The following is a 20,794-nucleotide window of genomic DNA, read 5'->3' as shown; positions in this document are numbered from 1 at the left end:
ACTTCACCGCGCCAACGGCGGAGAGCCTCAGGCGTAGAAGCGCGACAGGCTCTGCAGCACCGCCGCCGGCTTGGCGGCGCCCTCGATCTCTATCGCCCCGTCGACGGTGATCTGCACCCCGCCCGGCACGTCCTCGACCTCGGTCAGCCTGCCGACCAGGCGGATGCGCGAGCCGACCTTCACCGGCGAGGGGAAACGCACCTTGTTCAGGCCGTAGTTGACCTTCGTGGTGACGCCCTGGACGTCCAGGAGTTCGGTGAAGAGGGGGATGAACAGGGAGAGCGTCAGGTAACCGTGGGCGATGGGGGCGCCGAAGGGGCCCTGCGCGGCCTTCTCCGGGTCCACATGGATCCACTGGTGGTCGCCGGTCGCGTCGGCGAACGTGTTGACGCGCTCCTGGGTGACCTCGATCCACTCGCTGGTGCCCAGGTCGCTGCCGGCCAGCTTCTTCAGCTCGTCGAGGCCGTTGACGGTGATGCTCATATGCCGTTCCTCACGTGGGAGTCGTACTCAGGAGTCGGTGCCGAACCGGGAGCGCACCCGGGCTTTCAGGAGCTTGCCCGAGGCGGTGCGGGGAAGTCCGTCCGCGACCACCACCGACTTGGGGATCTTGTATTTCGCGAGCCGTCCGGCCAGGGAGGCCAGCACCTCGTCGGGATCGAGGGTGGCGCCCTCGCGGGGTACGACCACCGCGCGCGGCACCTCGCCCCACTTGTCGTCCCGGACGCCGATGACGGCGGCCTCGACGATGTCGGGATGGCCGAGGAGGAGGTCCTCGATCTCGGCGGGGTAGATGTTCTCGCCACCGGAGATGATCATGTCCTTGATGCGGTCGACGATGTACACGTAACCGTCCTCGTCGACCTTCGCCGCGTCCCCGCTGCGGAACCAGCCGTCGGCGAAGGATGCGGAGGTCTCCTCGGGCAGCCCCCAGTAGCCGGGCATGACGTGCGGACCGCGGACGAGGACCTCGCCGGTCTCGCCGGTGTCGACCGGGGTGAGGTCGGGGCGCAGGACGCGCACGTCGCTGAAGAAGTGCGGGACTCCGGCCGAGCCCGCCTTGCTGATCGCGTGCTCGGCGTCCAGGAACAGCGTGCCGGGTGACGCCTCGGTCATGCCGTAGCCCTGCAGGAAGGTGAGGCCGCGTTCCTGGTAGGCGGCGATCAGCGGGGTGGGGACCGGGGAGCCGCCGCAGGTCAGGATGCGCAGCGACGAGAGGTCCGCGTCCGCCCAGCGCGGATGCCTGGCCACCTGGTCGAACATCGTCGGCACCCCGAACATGAAGGTGATCCGGTGCCGTTCGACCAGGTCGAGGGTGGCCTCCGGGTCGAAGGCCTCGACCAGGACACAGGTGCCGCCCTTGAGGAACACCGGGAGCGTCAGCATGTTCAGGCCCGCGGTGTGGAACAGCGGCGCGGAGACCAGGGCGCGCTCGTCGGCGATCAGGTCGGTGTCGACGATGACGTTGATCGCGTTCCAGGTGAGGTTGCCGTGCGTGAGCATGGCGCCCTTGGGACGGCCCGTCGTGCCCGAGGTGTACATGATGATGCAGGTGTCGTCGGCGCCGACGGGCTCGTCGATCGGCTCGTCGGCGGCCGACGCGAGCGCGTTCTCGTACTCGGCGCCGGCCTCGACGTACGTCCGTACGTCCGTGCTGCCCGGCAGTCCCGCGACCAGGCCCGCGTGCGCGGGGCCGTAGACGAGGGCCTTGGCGCCGGAGTCGGCGAGCTGGTAGGCGATCTCGGGGCCCGCGAGGCGGGTGTTGAGCGGAACGAAGACCGCGCCGAGCGTGCCGGCCGCGAACAGGGTCTCCAGGTAGGAGGGGTGGTTCGGGCCGAGGTAGGCGATGCGGTCGCCGCGGCGGACACCGCGGGCGCGCAGGGCGTGGGCCAGGCGCGTCACGCGTGCATACAGTGTGCGGTAGTCCGTCGACCGATCACCGTGGACCAGGGCGGTGCGGTGCGGGGTCTTGCGGGCCCGGCGTGCGGGCCACGACCCCAGTCCCTCGTTGCGCATCTCTGACGCCCCTTACGGTGTGGTCAGCCCGAGCAGACGGGCGGCGTTCTCTTTGAGGATCTTCGGCTTCACCTCGTCCTTGATCGTCAGCTTGTCGAAGTCGGCGAGCCAGCGGTCGGGCGTGAGGACGGGGAAGTCGGAGCCGAAGAGCACCTTGTCCTTCAGCAGCGTGTTGGCGTACTGGACGAGCTGCGGCGGGAAGTACTTCGGCGACCAGCCGGACAGGTCGATGTGCACGCCCGGCTTGTGCGTGGCGACGGCCAGCGCCTCGTCCTGCCAGGGGAAGGACGGATGCGCCAGGATGATCTTGAGGTGCGGGAAGTCGGCGGCCACGTCGTCCACGTGCAGCGGGTTGCTGTACTTCAGGCGGATCCCGCCGCCGCCCGGCACGCCCGCGCCGATGCCCGTCTGGCCCGTGTGGAAGAGGGCGATGGTGCCGGTCTCCTCGATGACCTCGTAGAGGCCGTAGGCCACCGAGCGGTCGTTGGGGAAGAAGCCCTGGATGCTGGGGTGGAACTTGAAGCCCTTCACCCCGTACTCCTCGACCAGGCGGCGGGCCTGCCGCACGCCCGCCCTCCCCCGGAAGGGGTCGATGGAGGCGAAGGGGATGAGGACGTCCGCGTTGGCGGCGGCGGCCTCGGCGACCTCCTCGTTGGGGACGGGGGCCGTGCCGGTCGCGGACTCCGCGTCCACCGTGAAGATCACGGCGGCCATCTTCCGCTCGCGGTAGTAGGCGGCCGTCTCCTCCAGGGTCGGCTTCCGCTTGCCCTCCACCTTGAAGTAGGCCGAGGACGCGTCGTGCAGGTCGTCGTCGAGCGAGGAGTGTCCCTTGGAGGACACCTCCGCGTGGGTGTGGACGTCGATCGCGACGAGTTCTGCGACATCGGGGGTCGCCATGGTCAGGCCTCCGGGAAGGTGGGCGCCGGGATGCCGACGGTCTGCAGCTCGGCACCGACCGAGGTGGGGAAGGCGTCGGCCAGGCTCGCGGGGGTCCAGCCGCCGTCGGCGTACGCCGCCCTGATCTCCTGCGGATGCGACCAGAGTGCCACCTTGTCGCCGCCGATGCCGATGGCCTGCCCGGTGATGCCCCGGGCGGCCTCGGAGGCGAGGAAGGGCACGAGCGCGGCGCAGTCCTCGGGAGTGCCGAAGCCCTCGCCCTTGCGCAGGAAGTCCGGCAGCGGCTCGCCGTTCCTCATGGCCTCGATGTACGGCGCGAAGGCGGGGATCGTCTCGGTCATGGCGGTGGCGGCGACCGGCACGATCGCGTTGACGGTGATGTTCGCGCGGCCCAGCTCCATCGACCAGGTGCGGGCGAACGCGGCGATGCCGGCCTTGGCGGCGGCGTAGTTCGTCTGGCCGAAGTTGCCGCGCTGGCCCGCCGGGGAGCCCACCAGGATCAGCGTGCCGCCCTCGCCCTGCTCGCGCATCCGGACGGCGGCGGCGCGGGCGCAGGTGAAGGTGCCCTTGAGGTGGGTGGTGATCACCGCGTCGAAGTCGTCGTCGGTCATCTTCCACAGCACCTTGTCGCGCAGGATGCCCGCGTTGGTGACGAGGATGTCGAGCCGTCCGAACTCCTCCACGGCCCGGCCCACCAGCCGCTCGGCCGCCTCGGCCGTACCGACCGGGACCACCTCGGCGACAGCGGTGCCACCGGCGTCGGCGAGGGACTTCACGGCCTGCTCGGCGACCTCCTCGTCCACGTCGTTGACGACCACGGACGCACCGTGGGCGGCCAGGGCGTGCGCGTAGGCGAGACCGAGGCCCCGGCCGCTGCCGGTGACGACGGCGACCTTGCCGGTCAGATCGATGCTGGTCACGAGCGAGTCCCTTCAGGAAGAACCATGACCACGAGAGGTCACAGGGAGCTGCGCCCACCGGGGCGCAGCGAGTGCGGCTGCGAGATCGAAGCTAAGAGCAATAATTGTTGTCGTCAATAGTTGTTGTCCACCTGTGGGTGAGTCATGCTGGAATCTGCAGGACGCACCGCCCCCGGGAGGGGGCCGAGACCAGGGAGCCCGCCATCGCCCGCCAGGACAACGCAGTGAACGCCGCCACCCCGATCGACGGGGACGAGCCGTGGATGCGCGGACTGCACGCGGACACGGGCTATCTGCTCTACCGGCTGGGGCTGCGCTCGGGTCAGTTGTTCAACACGTTCCTCCAGGAGTCGGGGCTGCGCCTGCGCCACTACGCGGTGCTGCGCTTCCTCGCCACCTCCGAGGGCGCGCTCCAGCGCGAGCTGAGCACCCGGCTGGGGTACGACCCGAGCGCGATCGTCGGCCTCGTCGACGATCTGGAGAAACTGGGCTTCGCCGAGCGCCGGCCCGCCCCGGACGACCGGCGCAGCCGGATCGTCGTCCTCACCGGGGACGGCCGCGCCTTCCTGCGCGGCACCGACGAGGCGGGGCTGCGCGTGACGAACGACCTGCTCGGCCCGCTCGGCCCCGCCGAACGCGAGACGCTGCACACGCTGCTGCTGCGGATCGCCGGGGACGGGCTCGCCTGATGCCATGGGGACGACCGAAGGGGACCGGGACCGTCCTGCCCCGACCTCCCGTTCCGCACCCGACCGGCTGCTCGCGGTGCTCGCCGCGTTCGACCACGCCCATCCGGCGCTGTCGCTGACCGACATCAGCCGGCGGGCCGGGCTGACCCTCACCACCGCGCACCGGCTCGTGGGCGCGCTGACCGAGTGGGGCGCGCTGGAGCGGGACGCGTCCGGCCTCTACCACGTGGGGCTGCGGCTGTGGGAGGTCGCCGCGCTCGCGCCGCGCGGCCTGGCGCTGCGCCAGGTGGCCCTGCCGTACCTGGAGGACCTGTACGAAGCCACGCACGAAAACGTGCAGTTGGCGGTGCGGGACGGGTCGGAGGTCGTCTACACCGAGTGGATCTCGGGCCGTTCGGCGGTCGGCGTGCACATCCGGGTGGGCGCCCGCTGGCCGTTGCACGTCACCGGGGTCGGACTCGTCCTGCTGGCCCACGGCGGCTCCGAGTTCCAAGAGGTGTACTGCGCGGGGCCGTTGGCGTCCCTCACGGACCACACCATCACCGATCCGGCGCGCTTGCGCCGGGTGCTGGCCGAAGTACGGCGGGCGGGTGTGGCGGTGAGCAGCCGCCAGGTGACCGACGACGCCCTGTCGGTGGCGGCGCCGGTGCGCGGACCGGGCGGGGCGGTGGTCGCCGCCGTGTCCGTGGTCGTCCCGCACGCCGACGCACAGGTGCCGGTCCTGGCGCCTGCCGTACGGGTCGCGGCGCGCGGGATCTCCCGGGCGCTCGGGTGGCAGCCGGACGGACCGCGGGACTGAGCACCCGGCTCCAGGGGCGCCGGCGCGTGACGCCGCGCGGTCTGCCAGGGGGTGGTGTTTCGACAGTCCTGTGCGGTGCCCGGGGTGTCCGGCGCGTGCTGTCGGCAGGCCGGAGGAAAGCCCACGTACTGGGCGTACGTGGGCTTTCGGCCGGTGCGGCGGTGGGGGTACCTCCCGCTCGGGCGAAGCCGAGAGCGGGGGAGCGTGCCGGGCGCCGCGGGTGCTGCGCGGGACTTGCGGAACACCCCCCTAGTCGCCGAGCTCCTCGAAGAGGGTCAGCTGCAGGGCGCCCGGCGCCCGCAGCCGGGAGTTCAGGGAGTTCCACGGGGTGCGGGTCGGCTGCGCGACCACCTCCGCCCCGGCGGCGGCGAGCCGGGCGGTGGAGTCGTCGACCCGGAAGGCGACCCGGACGTGTCCGGCCACCCGGCGTCCGACCTCGACGTCGTCTATGAACGCGGCGTGGTCGGGGTCGGTCAGCTCCAGGGTGGCGCGGCCCGCGTCGAGGATGGTGACGTGTCCGCCGGGCGAGGAGAACGCGGCCTGCTCCGGCAGGCCCAGAACGTCCCGGTAGAAGCGCAGGGCCTCCTCGTAGTCGTCGGCGGTCACCACCAGACGGAGTTCACGGACGGCGGGGGCGTCGGACGCGTCGGACATGCGGGGCTCCTCGGGGGTCGCGGGTGCGATGGTTCCGGTTCCTGGCTCGGACGTTGCCTGCGCCTCTTGCCGCTGGTGATCAACTACGCGCCCGCCTCCTTTGTTTCCCTCGCCGGCTCCCCCGCCCCAGCTCCTCCTCACGGAAATCTCAGGTTGCGGCATGGATATTCAAAGGATCAACCAATGTGAGGGGCGCAGGATGCACGCGCAAAGGTGGACAACCCAGGAAGGCGTGCCGTGGGCGTCTCGCACATGTCGAACCGGTCCGAGCAGGAGCGGGGGTGGTCCCGGCGCGGGATCCTGGCCGCGCTGGGGGCCGCCCCGGCGGTCGCGCTGACCGGGTGCAGCCCCGGGTCGGCGGACGCCTCGGAGGGCTCGGGCACCCAGGCGGCCGCCTCCACGAAGGCCTCGGAGGCCGCCAGGCGGCCGGTGATCTCGGTCACCCCCGCCGACGGCACGAAGAAGGCGCCGTTCAGCAGTCCCGTCGTGGTGACGGTGACCGACGGCACCCTCGCGTCGGTGAAGGTGACGGGCAACGACGGCTCCGCGCTGGAGGGTGCCCTGAACGACGCGAGGACCACGTGGACGTCGTCGAGGAACCCGTACTCGGGCACCAGGTACACGGTCACCGCGCGGGCGGAGGGGGCCGACGCCCGGACGGCCACGTTCACGACCAGGTCGCCCGGGGAGACCTTCGTCGGCTACTTCACCCCCGAGGCGCACTCGACCTCCGGCGTCGGCATGCCCGTGTCGATCAACTTCACGCACGCCGTGTCGGACAAGGCCGCCGTGCAGAAGGCGATCACGGTGACCGCCGAGCCGGCGGTGGAGGTCGTGGGCCACTGGTTCAGCGACACCCGGCTGGACTTCCGGCCGGAGACGTACTGGGCGGCCGGCACGAAGATCACCCTCGGTCTGCGGTTGAAGGACGTCGAAGGACAGGATGGTGTCTACGGTATGCAGTCCAAGGACGTCACCTTCCACATCGGCCGTGAGCAGATCAGCACCGTCGACCTGTCCGCCAAGCAGATGGTGGTGAAGCGGGACGGCGCGACGTACGCCACCTATCCCGTGTCCGGCGGCGACTCCGAGCACACCACCTGGGCCGGGATCATGGTGATCAGCGAGCGGTTCAAGGAGACCCGGATGGAGTCCTCCACGGTCGGGCTCGGCGACGAGTACGACATCTCCGACGTGCCGCACGCCCAGCGCCTGACCACCTCCGGCACCTTCGTCCACGGCAACTACTGGGCCTCGACGTCCGTGTTCGGCAGCCAGAACACCAGCCACGGCTGCATCGGCCTGCACGACACCAAGGGCGCGAACGACAGCTCGGTCGCCGGCTACAGGTTCTACGAGAGCTCCATGCTCGGCGACGTGGTGGTCGTGAAGAACTCGGGCGAGCGGACCGTCGACCCGGCCAACGGCCTCAACGGCTGGAACATGTCATGGGCGGACTGGAAGGCCGGCAGCGCGGTTTAGCCCGTTTGCGCGGTTCACGCCATGAACTTCCTTGCGGCGAAAGGACTTTCCTCGCTTTAAGTCTTGACGACTCTCGGCACGGAGAGCACATTGGGCCCACTTTGAGAGCGCTCTCACAGTCACCCGCACCCCACCCTTCCGTACCCGAGAGGTCCCCCATGCGTGCACCCTCCGGCATGTCGAGACGGCGACGCGCTCTCGTCGCCGTCCTCGGCACCCTCGGCCTGGCGGCCGCCGCGGCGACGGCCGTCACCCTGCCCGCGAACGCCTCCGCGCCCACGCCCCCCTCGGGCTGGACGCAGGTGTTCCTCGACGACTTCAACGGCGCCGCCGGAACCGGCGTCAACACCGCCAACTGGCAGTACAGCACCGGTACTTCGTATCCCGGAGGCCCCGCCAACTGGGGCACCGGCGAGGTCGAGACGATGACCAGCAGCACCAGCAACGTCTCGCTCGACGGCAACGGCAATCTGCGCATCACCCCGCTGCGCGACGCCGCCGGCAACTGGACCTCGGGCCGCATCGAGACCGTCCGCACCGACTTCCAGCCCCCGTCCGGCGGCAAGCTGCGGGTGGAGGCCCGGCTGCAGATGCCGAACGTCACCGGCACCGCCGCCGAGGGCTACTGGCCGGCGTTCTGGACGCTGGGCGCCCCGTACCGGGGCAACTACCAGAACTGGCCGGGCGTCGGCGAACTGGACATCATGGAGAACGTCCAGGGCCTGAACAAGGTCTGGGCCACCATGCACTGCGGCACCAACCCGGGCGGCCCGTGCAACGAGACCACCGGCATCGGCAACTCCGTCGCCTGCCCCAACACCACCTGCCAGTCCGGCTTCCACACCTACGCCATGGAGTGGGACCGCTCGGTCAGCCCCGAGGCGATCCGCTTCTCCGTCGACGGCGTCACCTACCACACCGTGACGGCCGGTCAGGTCGACGCGACCACCTGGGCCAACGCCACCAACCACGGCTACTTCGTCATCCTGAACGTGGCGATGGGCGGGGCGTTCCCCGACGCGTTCGGCGGCGGCCTCGACAGCGCCACCGAGCCGGGCCACCCGATGGTCGTCGACTATGTGCAGGTGCTCCAGGCCGCGGGCGGTGGGAGCGGTACCACGACCCCGCCGTCCGGCAGCCGTGACGCCTACTCCACGATCCAGGCCGAGTCGTACGACAGCCAGTCCGGCGTCGCGACCGAGACCACGACCGACACCGGCGGCGGCCAGGACATCGGCTACCTCGCCAACGGCGACTGGGCGCTGTACAAGGGCGTCACCTTCGGTTCGACGGCCGCGGCCCAGTTCAGCGCACGGGTCGCCAGCGGTGCGGCCTCCGGGGTCAGCGGTCTGGTCGAGGTGCGCCTGGACAGCCGTACGAGCACGCCCGTCGGCAGTTTCGCGGTGGCCAACACGGGCGGCTGGCAGACATGGAAGACGGTTCCGGCGAACATCAGCTCCGTCACCGGGACACACGACGTGTATCTCACCTTCACCAGCGGGCAGCCGGCGGACTTCGTCAACGTCAACTGGTTCACGTTCGGTCACTGACCGGGGCCGGGCCGGTGCCGGGGTCCGGCCCTCACAAGGGCCGTGCCCCGGCATTGAACTGACGAAGCGTCACCAGGGCAGCGCGTGCCCGTCGCGGAAGAAGCCGCCTGTAGGGCCGTCGTCGGGCAGCGTCGCGGCCCACACGATCCCGGCGGCGCCCTCGGCGACGGGCCGGCCGCCCGGGCCGCCCATGTCGGTGGCGACCCAGCCCGGACAGACCGAGTTGACCAGCACGCCGTCGGCGCCCAGTTCGCCCGCGAGCATCCGGGTGAGCGCGTTGAGCGCGGCCTTGGACACCGAGTAGGCGGGCGTCCCGCCGGTCATCCCGGCCAGCGAGCCGCCCTCGCTGGAGACGTTCACGACACGCGGCCGACCGCTCGCCCGCAGCAGCGGCAGCACGGCCTGGACGAGCCGCCACGGCCCGTACAGATTGGTCTCCATGGCCTCGCGTACGACGTCCAGGTCGGCGTCGGCGGCCCGCTGCCAGGTGTCGTAGGCGATCGCCGCGTTGTTCACCAGGACGTCGAGCCCGCCGAACCGCTCCCGCAGGACCCCGGCCGCCGCCTCCGCGTCCACCGCGCTGGTCACGTCCAGCCGCAGCGGATGCGCACCGGCGCCGAGCCGGGCCGCGGCCTCGGCGGCGGCCCGCTCGGACCGGGCGGTGACCAGGACCGTCCAGCCCAGGCCGAGGAACTGGCGCGAGACCTCGTGTCCGATTCCCCGGTTCGCCCCCGTCACCAGTGCGATCACCGCCGCTCCCCTTCGCCGCCCCGACTCGTGCCGGGCCCAACCTTTCCAGAGGGGAGACCCGATCAGCCCGATCCCGTGTCGGACACGGCCGTGAAGGCGCCGTCCGTGAGCACGGGCACGGCGGAGCAGACGTCCAGCTCGGTCGCGACCGCGACGTCGTCGGGGAAACCTCCCCGGACCAGTTCGAGTCCCGAGGAGCAGCGGGCCACGGTGTCCGCCACGTCCGGGGTCCCGGTGAAGGCGGCCCGTGCGGCGGCTGCCTCGGACGACAGGGGGCCGGCCCCCTGCCCGCGCAGCTCGGCGATGATCGCGCCGGCCCCCAGCAGGTCCTCCAGCGCGGGTCTCAGGCTGCCGTCCGGCCAGCGCTCGCCGGCCGCGACGACACCGACGGGGCGGTGCTCGGTTCCGTACCCCTGGGCGGCGAGCAGGCGTCCCACGGCCGTCGCGTTGCGCAGACAGCCCGCGAACACGGTCGCGTCGCCGGCCGCGGCGGCTATGGCCGAGCCATTGGGCGACGGCAGGACCAGCCGGGGGGTGAGAGGGGCGGTGCGGAGGGCGGCGGGCGAGAGCGACCAGGGCGCGTCCGGTGTCATCTCCCTCCGCCCCACCGCGAGTTCGGCCTTTCTCTCGCAGGCGAACGCGCGTGCCGTCCCGTCGCGCCAGGCGTAGGGGAAGACCCGGGTTCCGCGCTCCGCGGCGACGGTCACCGAGGTGGTGAAGGAGAGAACGTCGACCACGACGAGGCACGCGACCTCCGCGGCGAGCCGCCGGGCGCCGACGGGACCCCACTCGAACCGCACCCCGTGCCCCTGCTGCAGGAACCAGTCAGTCATGAGAGGCGAGTCTCGACGCAAACCCCCGCGAGCCTCAACCCCGCCGGTCGGCCGTCAACTGTCTACAGTCGCCCGCCGACCGACGCCCGGCGACCGGCGACGGGCGACCGGCGACCGGGGATCGGCGACGGGCGACCGGCGACCGGGGATCGGCGACGGGCGACCGGCGACCGGCGACCGGCGACCAGCACCCAGTCCACCGCCGACCCCGACCCCGACCGCGACCGCGACCGCGACCGCGACAGCGACCGCGACCGCCGACCCTCCCCTCACCGCAACTCCGCCCGGAACCCCACCGGCGTCTGCCCCGTGTGCAGCTGGAAGAACTTCGAGAAGTTCGCCGGATCGGGAAAGCCCACCGCCGCGCCGACGCGCCCGATCGGCAGGTCCGTGTGGGCCAGCAGCCGCTTCGCCTCCAGGACCACCCGTTTGTCGATGAAGCCCTTGGGCGTCTCGCCGGTGGCGGCGCGGACCGCCCGTACCAGGGTGCGGCGGGAGTAACCGAGGGCGTCGGCGTAGGCGCTGACGCTGTGGTTGGTCGCGAAGTCCCGCTCCACGGCGTCCCGGAAGAGGGTGAACGTCGACTCGGTGCGCCGCCCGGCCTCCGCCGAACTCGCCGCGAGGTGCGCGAGCCGCAGCAGGAACGCGGACAGGGAGTGCCGCAGCACCGCCGTGTGCAGACTCAGCGGGAGGGTCGCGTGGTCCTCGTACTCCTGGCGCAGACAGGTCAGGGCCGCGCGCAGTCCCGCGAGCCGGGCCGGGTCGGGGCGCAGCAGGGGCGGCAGGTCGTAGCGGTACAGGCCGGTGGCCTCGACCGTGGCGCGGGGCAGGAAGCCGGGTTGCATGGTGAGAACGGTTCCGCGGTACTCGCTCGACTTCGAGAAGCGGTGGACCTGCCCCGGGCGGATCCACAGCAGGTCGCCGGCCGTCGCCTCGTACTCCGCGAAGTCGATCATGTGGTGGACGGGGCCGTCGTCGAACAGCATCACCACGTGGAAGTCGATGCGGTGGACGCGGTCCAACGGCGCGCCCTCGGCGCTCCAGGTGCGGCCGGGGCCCATGGGGCCGACCTGCATGCCGACGCCGCCGACGCTCCGCTCGACCGGGAAGGGGAAGGTTCTGATGCCGTCGCCGACGGTCTCGTATCGGGGGTTTCTGTCCGCCATGTCGTTCTCGCGCCGTTCCGCTGCCGCCGTCCGTGTCCCACTTTCACCACAGGCTGACACAGACAGACCTTCCCCCGTAAAAGTCAGACTTTTACTTTTGAACGCGTCAGAGCGCGTCTCCCCCTCCCATCGAGGACTTCTTGAAGATGAGCACGCAGATACCGAGCAGCTTCGAGTGGACCGAACTCGACCGGCGTGCCGTCGACACCGCACGCCTCCTGGCGGCGGATGCCGTAGAGCGGGTGGGCAACGGCCACCCCGGCACCGCGATGAGCCTGGCCCCGGTGGCGTACACGATCTTTCAGAAGCTGATGCGTCATGATCCGGCCGACCCGGAGTGGACCGGCCGTGACCGCTTCGTCCTCTCCCCGGGCCACACCTCGCTGACCCTCTACACCCAGCTCTTCCTCTCCGGCTACGAGCTGGACCTGGAGGACCTGAAGGCTTTCCGGACCCACGGTTCGAAGACGCCCGGGCACCCCGAGTACGGGCACACCGCCGGCGTCGAGACGACCACCGGGCCGCTCGGCCAGGGTGTCGCCAACGCCGTCGGCATGGCGATGGCCGCCCGGTACGAGCGCGGCCTGTTCGATCCGGACGCCCCGCGGGGCGAGTCCCCGTTCGACCACACGATCTGGGCGATCGTCTCCGACGGCGACCTGCAGGAGGGCGTCTCGGCCGAGGCCTCCTCGCTGGCCGGCCACCAAAGGCTCGGCAACCTGGTCTTCCTCTACGACGACAACCACATCTCCATCGAGGGCGACACCGCGACCGCGTTCTCCGAGGACGTGCTGAAGCGGTACGAGGCGTACGGCTGGCACGTGCAGCGCGTCGAGCCCGCCGGGAACGGCGACGTCGACGTGCCCGCCCTGTACGCGGCCCTGAAGGCGGCGCGGGCCGAGACCGGCCGCCCGTCGATCGTCGCGCTGCGCACGATCATCGCCTGGCCCGCCCCGAACGCGCGGAACACCGAGGCCTCGCACGGCTCCGCACTCGGCGCGAAGGAGGTCGCCGCCACCAAGCGGGTGCTCGGCTTCGACCCCGAGCGCTCCTTCCAGGTCGACGCCGACGTCCTCGCCCACACCCGCGCCGCCCTGGACCGGGGCGCCGAGGCCCACGCCGGCTGGGACAAGCAGCTCGACGCATGGCGAGGCGCCCACCCGGAGCGGGCGGAGCTGTTCGACCGGGTCGTCGCCGGTCAGCTCCCGCGGGGCTGGGAGGACGCGCTGCCGGTGTTCGAGCCCGGCAGGTCCGTCGCCACCCGCGCCGCCTCCGGCAAGGTGCTCCAGGCGCTGGGCGCGGTCGTCCCCGAGCTGTGGGGCGGCTCCGCCGACCTGGCCGGCTCCAACAACACCACCATCGAAGGGGCCTCCTCCTTCCTCCCCGAGGGCAACCCGCTGCCCGAGGCCGACCCGTACGGCCGTACCGTGCACTTCGGCATCCGCGAGTTCTCGATGGCCGCGGAGATGAACGGCATCGCCCTGCACGGCAACACCCGTGTCTACGGCGGCACGTTCCTGGTGTTCTCCGACTACATGCGCAACGCGGTGCGCATGTCGGCGCTGATGCAGCTGCCGGTCACCTACGTGTGGACGCACGACTCCATCGGTCTCGGCGAGGACGGCCCCACCCACCAGCCCGTCGAGCACCTCGCGTCGCTGCGGGCCGTCCCGGGCCTGAACGTGGTCCGCCCGGCCGACGCCAACGAGACCGCGATCGCCTGGGCCGAGATCCTCGAGCGGCACGCCACCCGCCCCGGCCCGCACGGTCTGGTCCTCACCCGCCAGGGCGTGCCGACGTACGCACCCAACCCCGATGCGGCCAAGGGCGGTTACGTCCTCCAGGACTCCTCGTCCGAGGTTCCGGACGTGATCCTCGTCGCCACGGGCTCCGAGGTGCGGCTCGCCCTCGGCGCGCGGGAACTCCTGGAGGCCGAGGGGATCGGGACGCGGGTGGTGTCGATGCCGTCCGTGGAGTGGTTCGAGGAGCAGCAGCGCGCCTACCGCGACAGCGTCCTGCCGCCGGCGGTGAAGGCGCGGGTCGCGGTCGAGGCCGGCATCGGTCTGACCTGGTACCGGTTCGTGGGGGACGCGGGTCGCGTCGTCTCCCTCGAGCACTTCGGCGCCTCCGCCGACGCGGACACCCTGTTCACCGCGTACGGCTTCACCCCCGACAACGTCGCCGCCGCGGCCCGGGAATCCCTTGCCGCCGCGCGCGGTTGATCCGAACGCCAGAAAGAAGACGATCACAGTGACCGAAGCAACCGCCTCCGCGGGAGCCCTGCAGCGCCTGTCCGACGAGGGCGTCTCCATCTGGCTGGACGACCTGTCGCGCAAGCGGATCCAGTCCGGCAACCTCGCCGAACTCGTCGCCACGAAGCACGTCGTGGGCGTCACCACGAACCCGTCCATCTTCCAGGCCGCCATCGGCTCCGGCGAGGGCTACGAGGACCAGCTCGCCGATCTGGCGGTGCGCGGCGTGACGGTCGACGAGGCCGTCCGGATGATGACGACCGCCGACGTGCGGGCCGCAGCCGATGTCCTGCATTCCGTGTTCACCGCATCGGGCGGCCGCGACGGCCGGGTGTCCATCGAGGTCGACCCCCGCCTCGCCCACGACACGGCGGCCACCGTCGCCGAGGCCAAGCAGCTCGCCTGGCTCGTCGACCGCCCCAACGTCATGATCAAGATCCCGGCGACCAAGGCCGGTCTCCCGGCGATCACCGAGGTCATCGGCCTGGGCATCAGCGTCAACGTCACGCTGATCTTCTCGCTGGAGCGCTACCGCGAGGTCATGGACGCCTACCTGGCCGGCCTGGAGAAGGCCCGCGCCAGGGGCCTCGACCTCTCGCTGATCCACTCCGTGGCCTCCTTCTTCGTCTCCCGCGTCGACGCCGAGATCGACAAGCGGCTCACGGTGCTCGGCACGGACGAGGCCCTGGCGCTGAAGGGCCGGGCCGCGCTGGCCAACGCGCGGCTGGCCTACGAGGCGTACGAGGAGGTCTTCGCCGGTGACCGCTGGACCGCGCTGGCCGGGGCGAAGGCGAACGAGCAGCGTCCGCTGTGGGCGTCCACCGGTGTGAAGGATCCCGCATACAAGGACACGCTGTACGTGGACGATCTGGTGGCGCCGGGCACCGTCAACACCATGCCCGAGGCCACCTTGAACGCCACCGCCGACCACGGTGCCGTCACCGGCGACACGGTGACCGGCGGCTACGCACAGGCCCGCGCCGACCTGGCCGCCGTAGCGGCACTCGGCATCTCGTACGACGAGGTGGTCACCCGGTTGGAGGACGAGGGTGTCGCCAAGTTCGAGACGGCGTGGGAGGACTTGCTGAACACGGTCACGAAGTCGCTGCTGAGCAAGGGAGCTGACGCGGAATGAGCACCACCCCTGTGTGGGACAACCCCCTCCGGGATCCCCGCGACCGGCGTCTGCCCCGGATCGCCGGGCCGTCCGGACTCGTCATCTTCGGTGTGACGGGCGACCTGTCCCGCAAGAAGCTGATGCCGGCCGTCTACGACCTCGCCAACCGCGGGCTGCTGCCGCCGGGCTTCTCGCTCGTCGGCTTCGCCCGCCGGGACTGGGAGGACCAGGACTTCGCGCAGGTCGTCCACGACGCGGTGCGCGAGCACGCGCGCACCCCGTTCCGTGAGGAGGTCTGGCAGCAGCTCGCCGAGGGGATGCGGTTCATCCCCGGCGACTTCGACGACGACACGGCGTTCAAGCAGCTCAAGGCAGCCGTCGACGAGCTGGACAGCTCCCGCGGCACCGGCGGCAACTTCGCCTTCTACCTCTCCGTGCCGCCGAAGTTCTTCCCGAAGGTCGTCGAGCAGCTGAAGAAGCACGGGCTGGCGAAGGCGCCCAAGGGTTCCTGGCGGCGGGCGGTCATCGAGAAGCCGTTCGGACACGACCTGGCGAGCGCGCAGGAGCTGAACGCGGTCGTGCACGACGTGTTCGAGCCGGACCAGGTCTTCCGCATCGACCACTACCTGGGCAAGGAGACCGTCCAGAACATCCTGGCGCTGCGGTTCGCCAACACGATGTTCGAGCCGATCTGGAACCGGTCCTTCGTGGACCATGTGCAGATCACCATGGCCGAGGACATCGGCATCGGCGGCCGGGCCGGCTACTACGACGGCATCGGCTCGGCCCGTGACGTCATCCAGAACCATCTGCTGCAGCTGATGGCGCTGACGGCCATGGAGGAGCCCGCCGCCTTCGACGCGGCGTCGCTGCTCACCGAGAAGCTCAAGGTGCTGAAGGCGGTGAAGCTGCCGGAGGACCTGGGCAGGCACACGGTGCGGGCGCAGTACGCGGGTGCCTGGCAGGGCGGTGCCAAGGTGCGCGGCTACCTGGAGGAGGACGGCATCGACCCGGCGTCCACCACGGACACGTTCGCCGCGGTGAAGCTGAACGTCGACAACCGGCGCTGGGCGGGCGTCCCCTTCTACCTGCGCACCGGCAAGCGGCTCGGCCGGCGGGTCACCGAGATCGCGGTGGTGTTCCAGCGGGCGCCCCACTCCCCCTTCGACTCCAGCGCCACCGAGGAGCTCGGGCAGAACGCGATCGTCATCCGCGTCCAGCCGGACGAGGGCATCACGGTCCGGTTCGGCTCGAAGGTGCCCGGCACCTCGATGGAGATCCGGGACGTCACGATGGACTTCGCCTACGGCGAGTCCTTCACCGAGTCCAGCCCCGAGGCGTACGAGCGTCTCATCCTGGACGTGCTGCTCGGCGACGCCAACCTTTTCCCGCGCCACCAGGAAGTGGAAGAGTCCTGGAAGATCCTCGACCCGATCGAGGGGTACTGGGCGACACACGGCAGGCCCGCGCAGTACCCCTCGGGCAGCTGGGGTCCGAAGGAAGCCGACGAGATGCTCGCACGAGACGGACGGAGCTGGCGCAGGCCATGAAGATCGACCTGACCGACACCACGGCAAGCAAGATCAACAAGGCGCTGGTGCAGGGTCGCCGCGCCATCGGCACACCCGCGGTGGGCATGGTCCTGACGATGGTCATCGTCACGGACGAGGAGAACGCCTACGACTCGATCAAGGCGGCCGAGGAGGCCTCGCACGAGCACCCCTCGCGCACCCTGGTCGTCATCAAGCGGCACGCCCGCACCCCCCGTGAGCGCACCCACTCGCGGCTGGACGCCGAGGTGCGCGTCGGCTCCGAGGCCGGCACCGGCGAGACGGTCATCCTGCGGACCTACGGCGAGGTGTCCGACCACGCCGACTCCGTCGTCCTGCCGCTGCTGCTGCCGGACGCGCCGGTCGTCGTGTGGTGGCCGGTGGACGCGCCGGAGAACCCGTCCAAGGACCCGCTGGGCGCGCTCGCGCAGCGCCGGATCACCGACCTCTACGCGGTGGAGAACCCGCTGCGGACGCTGGAGACCCGGGAGCGCTCCTACGCCCCCGGTGACACGGACCTGGCCTGGACCCGGCTGACACCGTGGCGTTCGATGCTGGCGGCGGCCCTGGACCAGGCCCGGGTGCCGATCGTGTCGGGGGCGGTGGAGGCCGAGGCCGACAACCCGGCCGCCGAGCTGCTGGCGCGCTGGCTGGAGGCGCGGCTGAACGTCCGTATCGACCGTGTGGTCACCGCGGGCCCGGTCGTCACGGCCGTGCGCCTGGGCACCGCGAGCGGTGAGATCGTCATCGACCGTCCTGAGGGGCCCCTCGCCACGCTCACCCTGCCGGACCAGCCCTCGCGCACCCTCGCGCTGAAGGTCCGCACCACCTCCGAACTCATCGCCGAGGAGCTCAGGCGCCTCGACGCGGACGAGATGTACGCCGTCGCCCTGCGGGGCGAGGCGACCAAGGAGACCCCTTCCCATGTCTGACGCACCTCGGCTCACCCGGCGGCCCGAGTGGACCGCGCTGGAGGACCACCGCGCCGGGTGGCACGCGCATCTGCGGGAGCTGTTCGCGGCGGACCCCGGGCGCGCGGAGCGGTACGTGGTGCGGGTCGGTGACCTGCGCGTCGACTACTCCAAGAACCTGGTCACCGACGAGACCCTGGCCCTGCTGACCGAACTGGCCACCGCTGCCGACGTGTTCGGGCTGCGGGACGCCATGTTCCGCGGCGAGAAGATCAACGTCACCGAGCGGCGCGCCGTCCTGCACACCGCGCTGCGCGCCCCGGCGGACGCGGTCGTCGAGGTCGACGGCGAGAACGTCGTGCCCGCCGTGCACGCCGTGCTCGCGCGGATGAGCGACTTCGCCGAGCGGGTCCGCTCCGGCGAGTGGACCGGGCACACCGGCAGGCGGATCAGGAACGTCGTCAACATCGGCATCGGCGGCTCCGACCTGGGCCCGGCGATGGCGTACGAGGCGCTGCGCGCGTACACGGACCGCTCGCTGACGTTCCGGTTCGTCTCCAACGTCGACGGCGCCGATCTCCACGAGGCGGTACGGGACCTGGACCCGGCGGAGACGCTGTTCGTCGTCGCCTCCAAGACCTTCACCACCATCGAGACGATCAGCAACGCCACCTCGGCCCGCTCCTGGCTCCTGGAGGGTCTGGGCGGCGAGGAGAAGGCGGTCGCGCGGCACTTCGTCGCCCTGTCCACGAACGCCGAGAAGGTGGCCGGCTTCGGCATCGACACGGCCAACATGTTCGAGTTCTGGGACTGGGTCGGCGGCCGCTACTCCTTCGACTCGGCGATCGGCCTCTCCCTGATGATCGCCGTCGGAGCGGACCGCTTCCGTGAGATGCTCGACGGCTTCCACCTCGTCGACGAGCACTTCCGCACCGCCCCCGCCGAGGCCAACGCCCCGCTGATCCTGGGCCTGCTGGGCATCTGGTACGGCAACTTCCTGGACGCCCAGTCGCACGCGGTCCTGCCGTACAGCCACTACCTGTCGAAGTTCACCGCCTACCTCCAGCAGCTCGACATGGAGTCCAACGGCAAGTCGGTGGACCGGGCGGGCCGGCCGGTGGAGTGGCAGACCGGTCCCGTGGTGTGGGGCACGCCCGGCACCAACGGCCAGCACGCGTACTACCAGTTGATCCACCAGGGCACGAAGCTGATCCCGGCCGACCTGATCGGCTTCGCCCGCCCCGTCGGCGAGCTGAGCGACCGGCTCAAGGCGCAGCACGACCTGTTGATGGCCAACCTGTTCGCGCAGGGTCAGGCGCTCGCTTTCGGGAAGACGGCCGACGAGGTGCGCGCGGAGGGTGTGCCCGAGGACCAGGTGGCGCACCGCACCTTCGAGGGCAACCACCCCACCACCACGATCCTGGCCCGCGAGCTGACCCCCTCGGTCCTCGGCCAGCTCATCGCGCTCTACGAGCACAAGGTGTTCGTGCAGGGCGCGGTCTGGGACATCGACTCCTTCGACCAGTGGGGCGTGGAGCTGGGCAAGGTCCTCGCCAAGCGCGTCGAACCCGCCCTGACCGGGACGTTCTCGTCGGCCGCCGCCGCGGCGGAGTCCGTCCCCGGTCTCGACCCCTCCACCACCGCCCTCGTGGCCGCCTACCGTGAACTCAGGAAGTAGTGAACTGACATGACAGCGATGCAGCTGGGCCTGATCGGTCTCGGCAAGATGGGCGGCAACATGCGCGAGCGCATCCGCCGCGCCGGCCACACCGTCATCGGCTACGACCGCAACCCCGACCTCTCCGACGTCGGGAACCTCACCGAACTCGTCGGGCAGCTCCAGGCGCCGCGCACGGTCTGGGTGATGGTCCCGGCCGGAGCCGCCACCCAGTCCGTCATCGACGAACTCGGCGATCTGCTGGAGGCCGGCGACACCGTCGTCGACGGCGGCAACTCCCGCTGGACGGACGACGAGAAGCACGCCGCCGAACTCGGCGCCAAGGGCATCGGCTTCGTCGACGCCGGTGTCTCCGGCGGCGTGTGGGGCCTGGAGAACGGCTACGCCCTGATGGTCGGCGGCGAGAAAAAGCACGTGGACCGCCTCCGGCCGGTCTTCGAGGCGCTCAAGCCGGAGGGTCCGTACGGCTATGTCCACGCGGGCAGGGTGGGTGCCGGGCACTTCTCGAAGATGGTCCACAACGGCATCGAGTACGCCATGATGCAGGCCTACGCCGAGGGCTGGGAGCTGCTGGAGAAGGTCGACTCCGTCACGGACGTGCGCGAGGTCTTCCGCTCCTGGCAGGAGGGCACGGTCATCCGGTCCTGGCTGCTCGACCTGGCCGTGAACGCCCTCGACGAGGACGAGCACCTCGACAAGCTGCGCGGCTGGGCGCAGGACTCGGGCGAGGGACGGTGGACGGTCGAGGCCGCCATCGACAACGCCGTACCGCTGCCCGCCATCACCGCCTCCCTCTTCGCGCGGTTCACGTCCCGTCAGGACGACTCGCCGCAGATGAAGATGATCGCGGCGCTGCGCAACCAGTTCGGCGGCCACGCCGTCGAGTCGGCGAAGTAGGCGGGCCGTGGGGGACGTTCTCCTGGTCCGGCACGGCGAGACCGAGTGGAGCAGGTCGGGGCAGCACACCAGCTTCACCGACCTGCCTCTCACCGGACCGGGTGAGACGCAGGCGAAGTCGCTCGCTCCCTTCTTCTCCGGCCGGCCCTTCTGCCTCGCCCTGACCAGCCCGCTGCGCCGCGCGGTGCGCACCGCCGAACTCGCCGGCATCAGAGGGGCCCTCGCCGAGTCCGACCTGCGCGAGTGGGACTACGGCGCGTACGAGGGCGTGACCACCGTCGCGATCCACCGCACCCGCCCCACCTGGGACCTGTGGACCGACGGCGTGCCGCCCGGCCCCGAGGGGCACCCCGGTGAGTCGCCCGAGGAGATCGGACTGCGCGCCGACCGGGTGCTGTCCCGGGTGGACGCGGCGCTCGCGAACCTGGGCGGGGACGCCGTCCTGGTCGCGCACGGCCACTTCCTGCGGGTCCTGGCGGCCCGCCGGCTCGGACTCCCGCCCGCGGAAGGCCGGTTGTTCCAACTGGCCACGGGAACCTACAGCCGGCTGTCCACGGAGCACGGGCGGCCCGTGATCGCGGAGTGGAACGTCAGGCCGTAGCCGGTTGACACCGCGCACCGGGCCCGCCAGAG

Annotated in this window: 19 protein-coding genes; 11 read left to right on the top strand and 8 right to left on the bottom strand. The window is 71.2% G+C overall.

Annotated elements, in window-relative coordinates; translation table 11 throughout:
• Window positions 1-27: 27 nt before the first annotated feature.
• From ACFY30_RS06855 to ACFY30_RS06840, 4 genes are read right to left on the bottom strand one after another with little or no spacing between them, the layout of a single operon-like run.
• Window positions 28-483 (bottom strand): MaoC family dehydratase, encoded by a 456-nt coding sequence (locus tag ACFY30_RS06855; protein ID WP_390844088.1) that lies wholly within the window; start codon window positions 481-483, stop codon window positions 28-30.
• A 27-nt stretch (window positions 484-510) separates the two neighbouring features.
• A complete protein-coding gene (locus ACFY30_RS06850) occupies window positions 511-2,016 on the bottom strand; it encodes a long-chain fatty acid--CoA ligase (protein WP_390844087.1) in 1,506 nt (501 codons plus the stop codon).
• A 12-nt stretch (window positions 2,017-2,028) separates the two neighbouring features.
• On the bottom strand, window positions 2,029-2,913 hold the full coding sequence (locus tag ACFY30_RS06845) for an amidohydrolase family protein (RefSeq protein WP_390844086.1): 885 nt from the start codon (window positions 2,911-2,913) through the stop codon (window positions 2,029-2,031).
• A 2-nt stretch (window positions 2,914-2,915) separates the two neighbouring features.
• Window positions 2,916-3,833, bottom strand: a complete 918-nt coding sequence (locus ACFY30_RS06840; protein WP_390844085.1) for an SDR family oxidoreductase — start codon at window positions 3,831-3,833, stop codon at window positions 2,916-2,918.
• 263 nt (window positions 3,834-4,096) lie between these two features.
• Between ACFY30_RS06840 and ACFY30_RS06835 the strand changes: the two genes are divergently transcribed.
• Window positions 4,097-4,522, top strand: coding sequence for a MarR family winged helix-turn-helix transcriptional regulator (locus tag ACFY30_RS06835; protein ID WP_390844203.1), 426 nt, complete (start codon window positions 4,097-4,099; stop codon window positions 4,520-4,522).
• A 4-nt stretch (window positions 4,523-4,526) separates the two neighbouring features.
• Complete coding sequence (locus ACFY30_RS06830) at window positions 4,527-5,321, top strand: IclR family transcriptional regulator (RefSeq protein ID WP_390844084.1); 795 nt, start codon at window positions 4,527-4,529, stop codon at window positions 5,319-5,321.
• A 249-nt stretch (window positions 5,322-5,570) separates the two neighbouring features.
• On the opposite strand, the gene ACFY30_RS06825 is transcribed toward ACFY30_RS06830, so the two are convergent.
• A complete protein-coding gene (locus ACFY30_RS06825; RefSeq protein ID WP_390844083.1) occupies window positions 5,571-5,975 on the bottom strand; it encodes a VOC family protein in 405 nt (134 codons plus the stop codon).
• A gap of 237 nt (window positions 5,976-6,212) precedes the next feature.
• Between ACFY30_RS06825 and ACFY30_RS06820 the strand changes: the two genes are divergently transcribed.
• Both ACFY30_RS06820 and ACFY30_RS06815 read left to right on the top strand, forming a co-directional pair.
• Window positions 6,213-7,457, top strand: a complete 1,245-nt coding sequence (locus ACFY30_RS06820; protein ID WP_390844082.1) for an Ig-like domain-containing protein — start codon at window positions 6,213-6,215, stop codon at window positions 7,455-7,457.
• Window positions 7,458-7,615: 158 nt separating this feature from the next.
• Window positions 7,616-9,007: a glycoside hydrolase family 16 protein gene (locus tag ACFY30_RS06815; protein WP_390844081.1), complete on the top strand. Its 1,392-nt coding sequence runs from the start codon at window positions 7,616-7,618 to the stop codon at window positions 9,005-9,007.
• A 69-nt stretch (window positions 9,008-9,076) separates the two neighbouring features.
• Here the strand turns inward: ACFY30_RS06815 and ACFY30_RS06810 are convergent, their stop codons facing one another.
• The 3 genes from ACFY30_RS06810 to ACFY30_RS06800 all read right to left on the bottom strand — a co-directional run bounded on the left by ACFY30_RS06810 (window position 9,077) and on the right by ACFY30_RS06800 (window position 11,756).
• Window positions 9,077-9,757: an SDR family NAD(P)-dependent oxidoreductase gene (locus tag ACFY30_RS06810; RefSeq protein ID WP_390844080.1), complete on the bottom strand. Its 681-nt coding sequence runs from the start codon at window positions 9,755-9,757 to the stop codon at window positions 9,077-9,079.
• A 62-nt stretch (window positions 9,758-9,819) separates the two neighbouring features.
• Window positions 9,820-10,590, bottom strand: a complete 771-nt coding sequence (locus ACFY30_RS06805; protein WP_390844079.1) for a 2-phosphosulfolactate phosphatase — start codon at window positions 10,588-10,590, stop codon at window positions 9,820-9,822.
• Between the two features lie 269 nt (window positions 10,591-10,859).
• On the bottom strand, window positions 10,860-11,756 hold the full coding sequence (locus tag ACFY30_RS06800; protein WP_390844078.1) for a helix-turn-helix domain-containing protein: 897 nt from the start codon (window positions 11,754-11,756) through the stop codon (window positions 10,860-10,862).
• A gap of 146 nt (window positions 11,757-11,902) precedes the next feature.
• Between ACFY30_RS06800 and tkt the strand changes: the two genes are divergently transcribed.
• Genes tkt through ACFY30_RS06765 form a run of 7 tightly spaced genes read left to right on the top strand, consistent with a single transcriptional unit; the run spans window position 11,903 to window position 20,762 of the window.
• The gene (gene tkt, locus ACFY30_RS06795) at window positions 11,903-13,978 is read left to right on the top strand and encodes a transketolase (protein ID WP_390844077.1); all 2,076 of its coding nucleotides are present in this window, start codon (window positions 11,903-11,905) and stop codon (window positions 13,976-13,978) included.
• 22 nt (window positions 13,979-14,000) lie between these two features.
• On the top strand, window positions 14,001-15,143 hold the full coding sequence (gene tal, locus ACFY30_RS06790; protein ID WP_390844202.1) for a transaldolase: 1,143 nt from the start codon (window positions 14,001-14,003) through the stop codon (window positions 15,141-15,143).
• On the top strand, window positions 15,140-16,675 hold the full coding sequence (gene zwf, locus ACFY30_RS06785) for a glucose-6-phosphate dehydrogenase (RefSeq protein WP_390844076.1): 1,536 nt from the start codon (window positions 15,140-15,142) through the stop codon (window positions 16,673-16,675). The genes tal and zwf overlap by 4 nt, the downstream gene beginning before the upstream one ends.
• Window positions 16,672-17,607 (top strand): glucose-6-phosphate dehydrogenase assembly protein OpcA, encoded by a 936-nt coding sequence (gene opcA / locus ACFY30_RS06780; protein WP_390844075.1) that lies wholly within the window; start codon window positions 16,672-16,674, stop codon window positions 17,605-17,607. The genes zwf and opcA overlap by 4 nt, the downstream gene beginning before the upstream one ends.
• Window positions 17,600-19,264 (top strand): glucose-6-phosphate isomerase, encoded by a 1,665-nt coding sequence (pgi, locus tag ACFY30_RS06775; protein ID WP_390844074.1) that lies wholly within the window; start codon window positions 17,600-17,602, stop codon window positions 19,262-19,264. The genes opcA and pgi overlap by 8 nt, the downstream gene beginning before the upstream one ends.
• A gap of 18 nt (window positions 19,265-19,282) precedes the next feature.
• A complete protein-coding gene (gnd, locus tag ACFY30_RS06770) occupies window positions 19,283-20,161 on the top strand; it encodes a phosphogluconate dehydrogenase (NAD(+)-dependent, decarboxylating) (RefSeq protein WP_390844201.1) in 879 nt (292 codons plus the stop codon).
• A 7-nt stretch (window positions 20,162-20,168) separates the two neighbouring features.
• Window positions 20,169-20,762, top strand: coding sequence for a histidine phosphatase family protein (locus ACFY30_RS06765; protein ID WP_390844073.1), 594 nt, complete (start codon window positions 20,169-20,171; stop codon window positions 20,760-20,762).
• Window positions 20,763-20,794: the final 32 nt, after the last annotated feature.

It is taken from the genome of Streptomyces sp. NPDC000345 (assembly GCF_042898825.1).
Classification (GTDB): domain Bacteria; phylum Actinomycetota; class Actinomycetes; order Streptomycetales; family Streptomycetaceae; genus Streptomyces.
The sequence above is the reverse complement of the archived record's forward strand: the minus strand, read 5'-3'. Positions and strand labels throughout refer to the sequence as shown.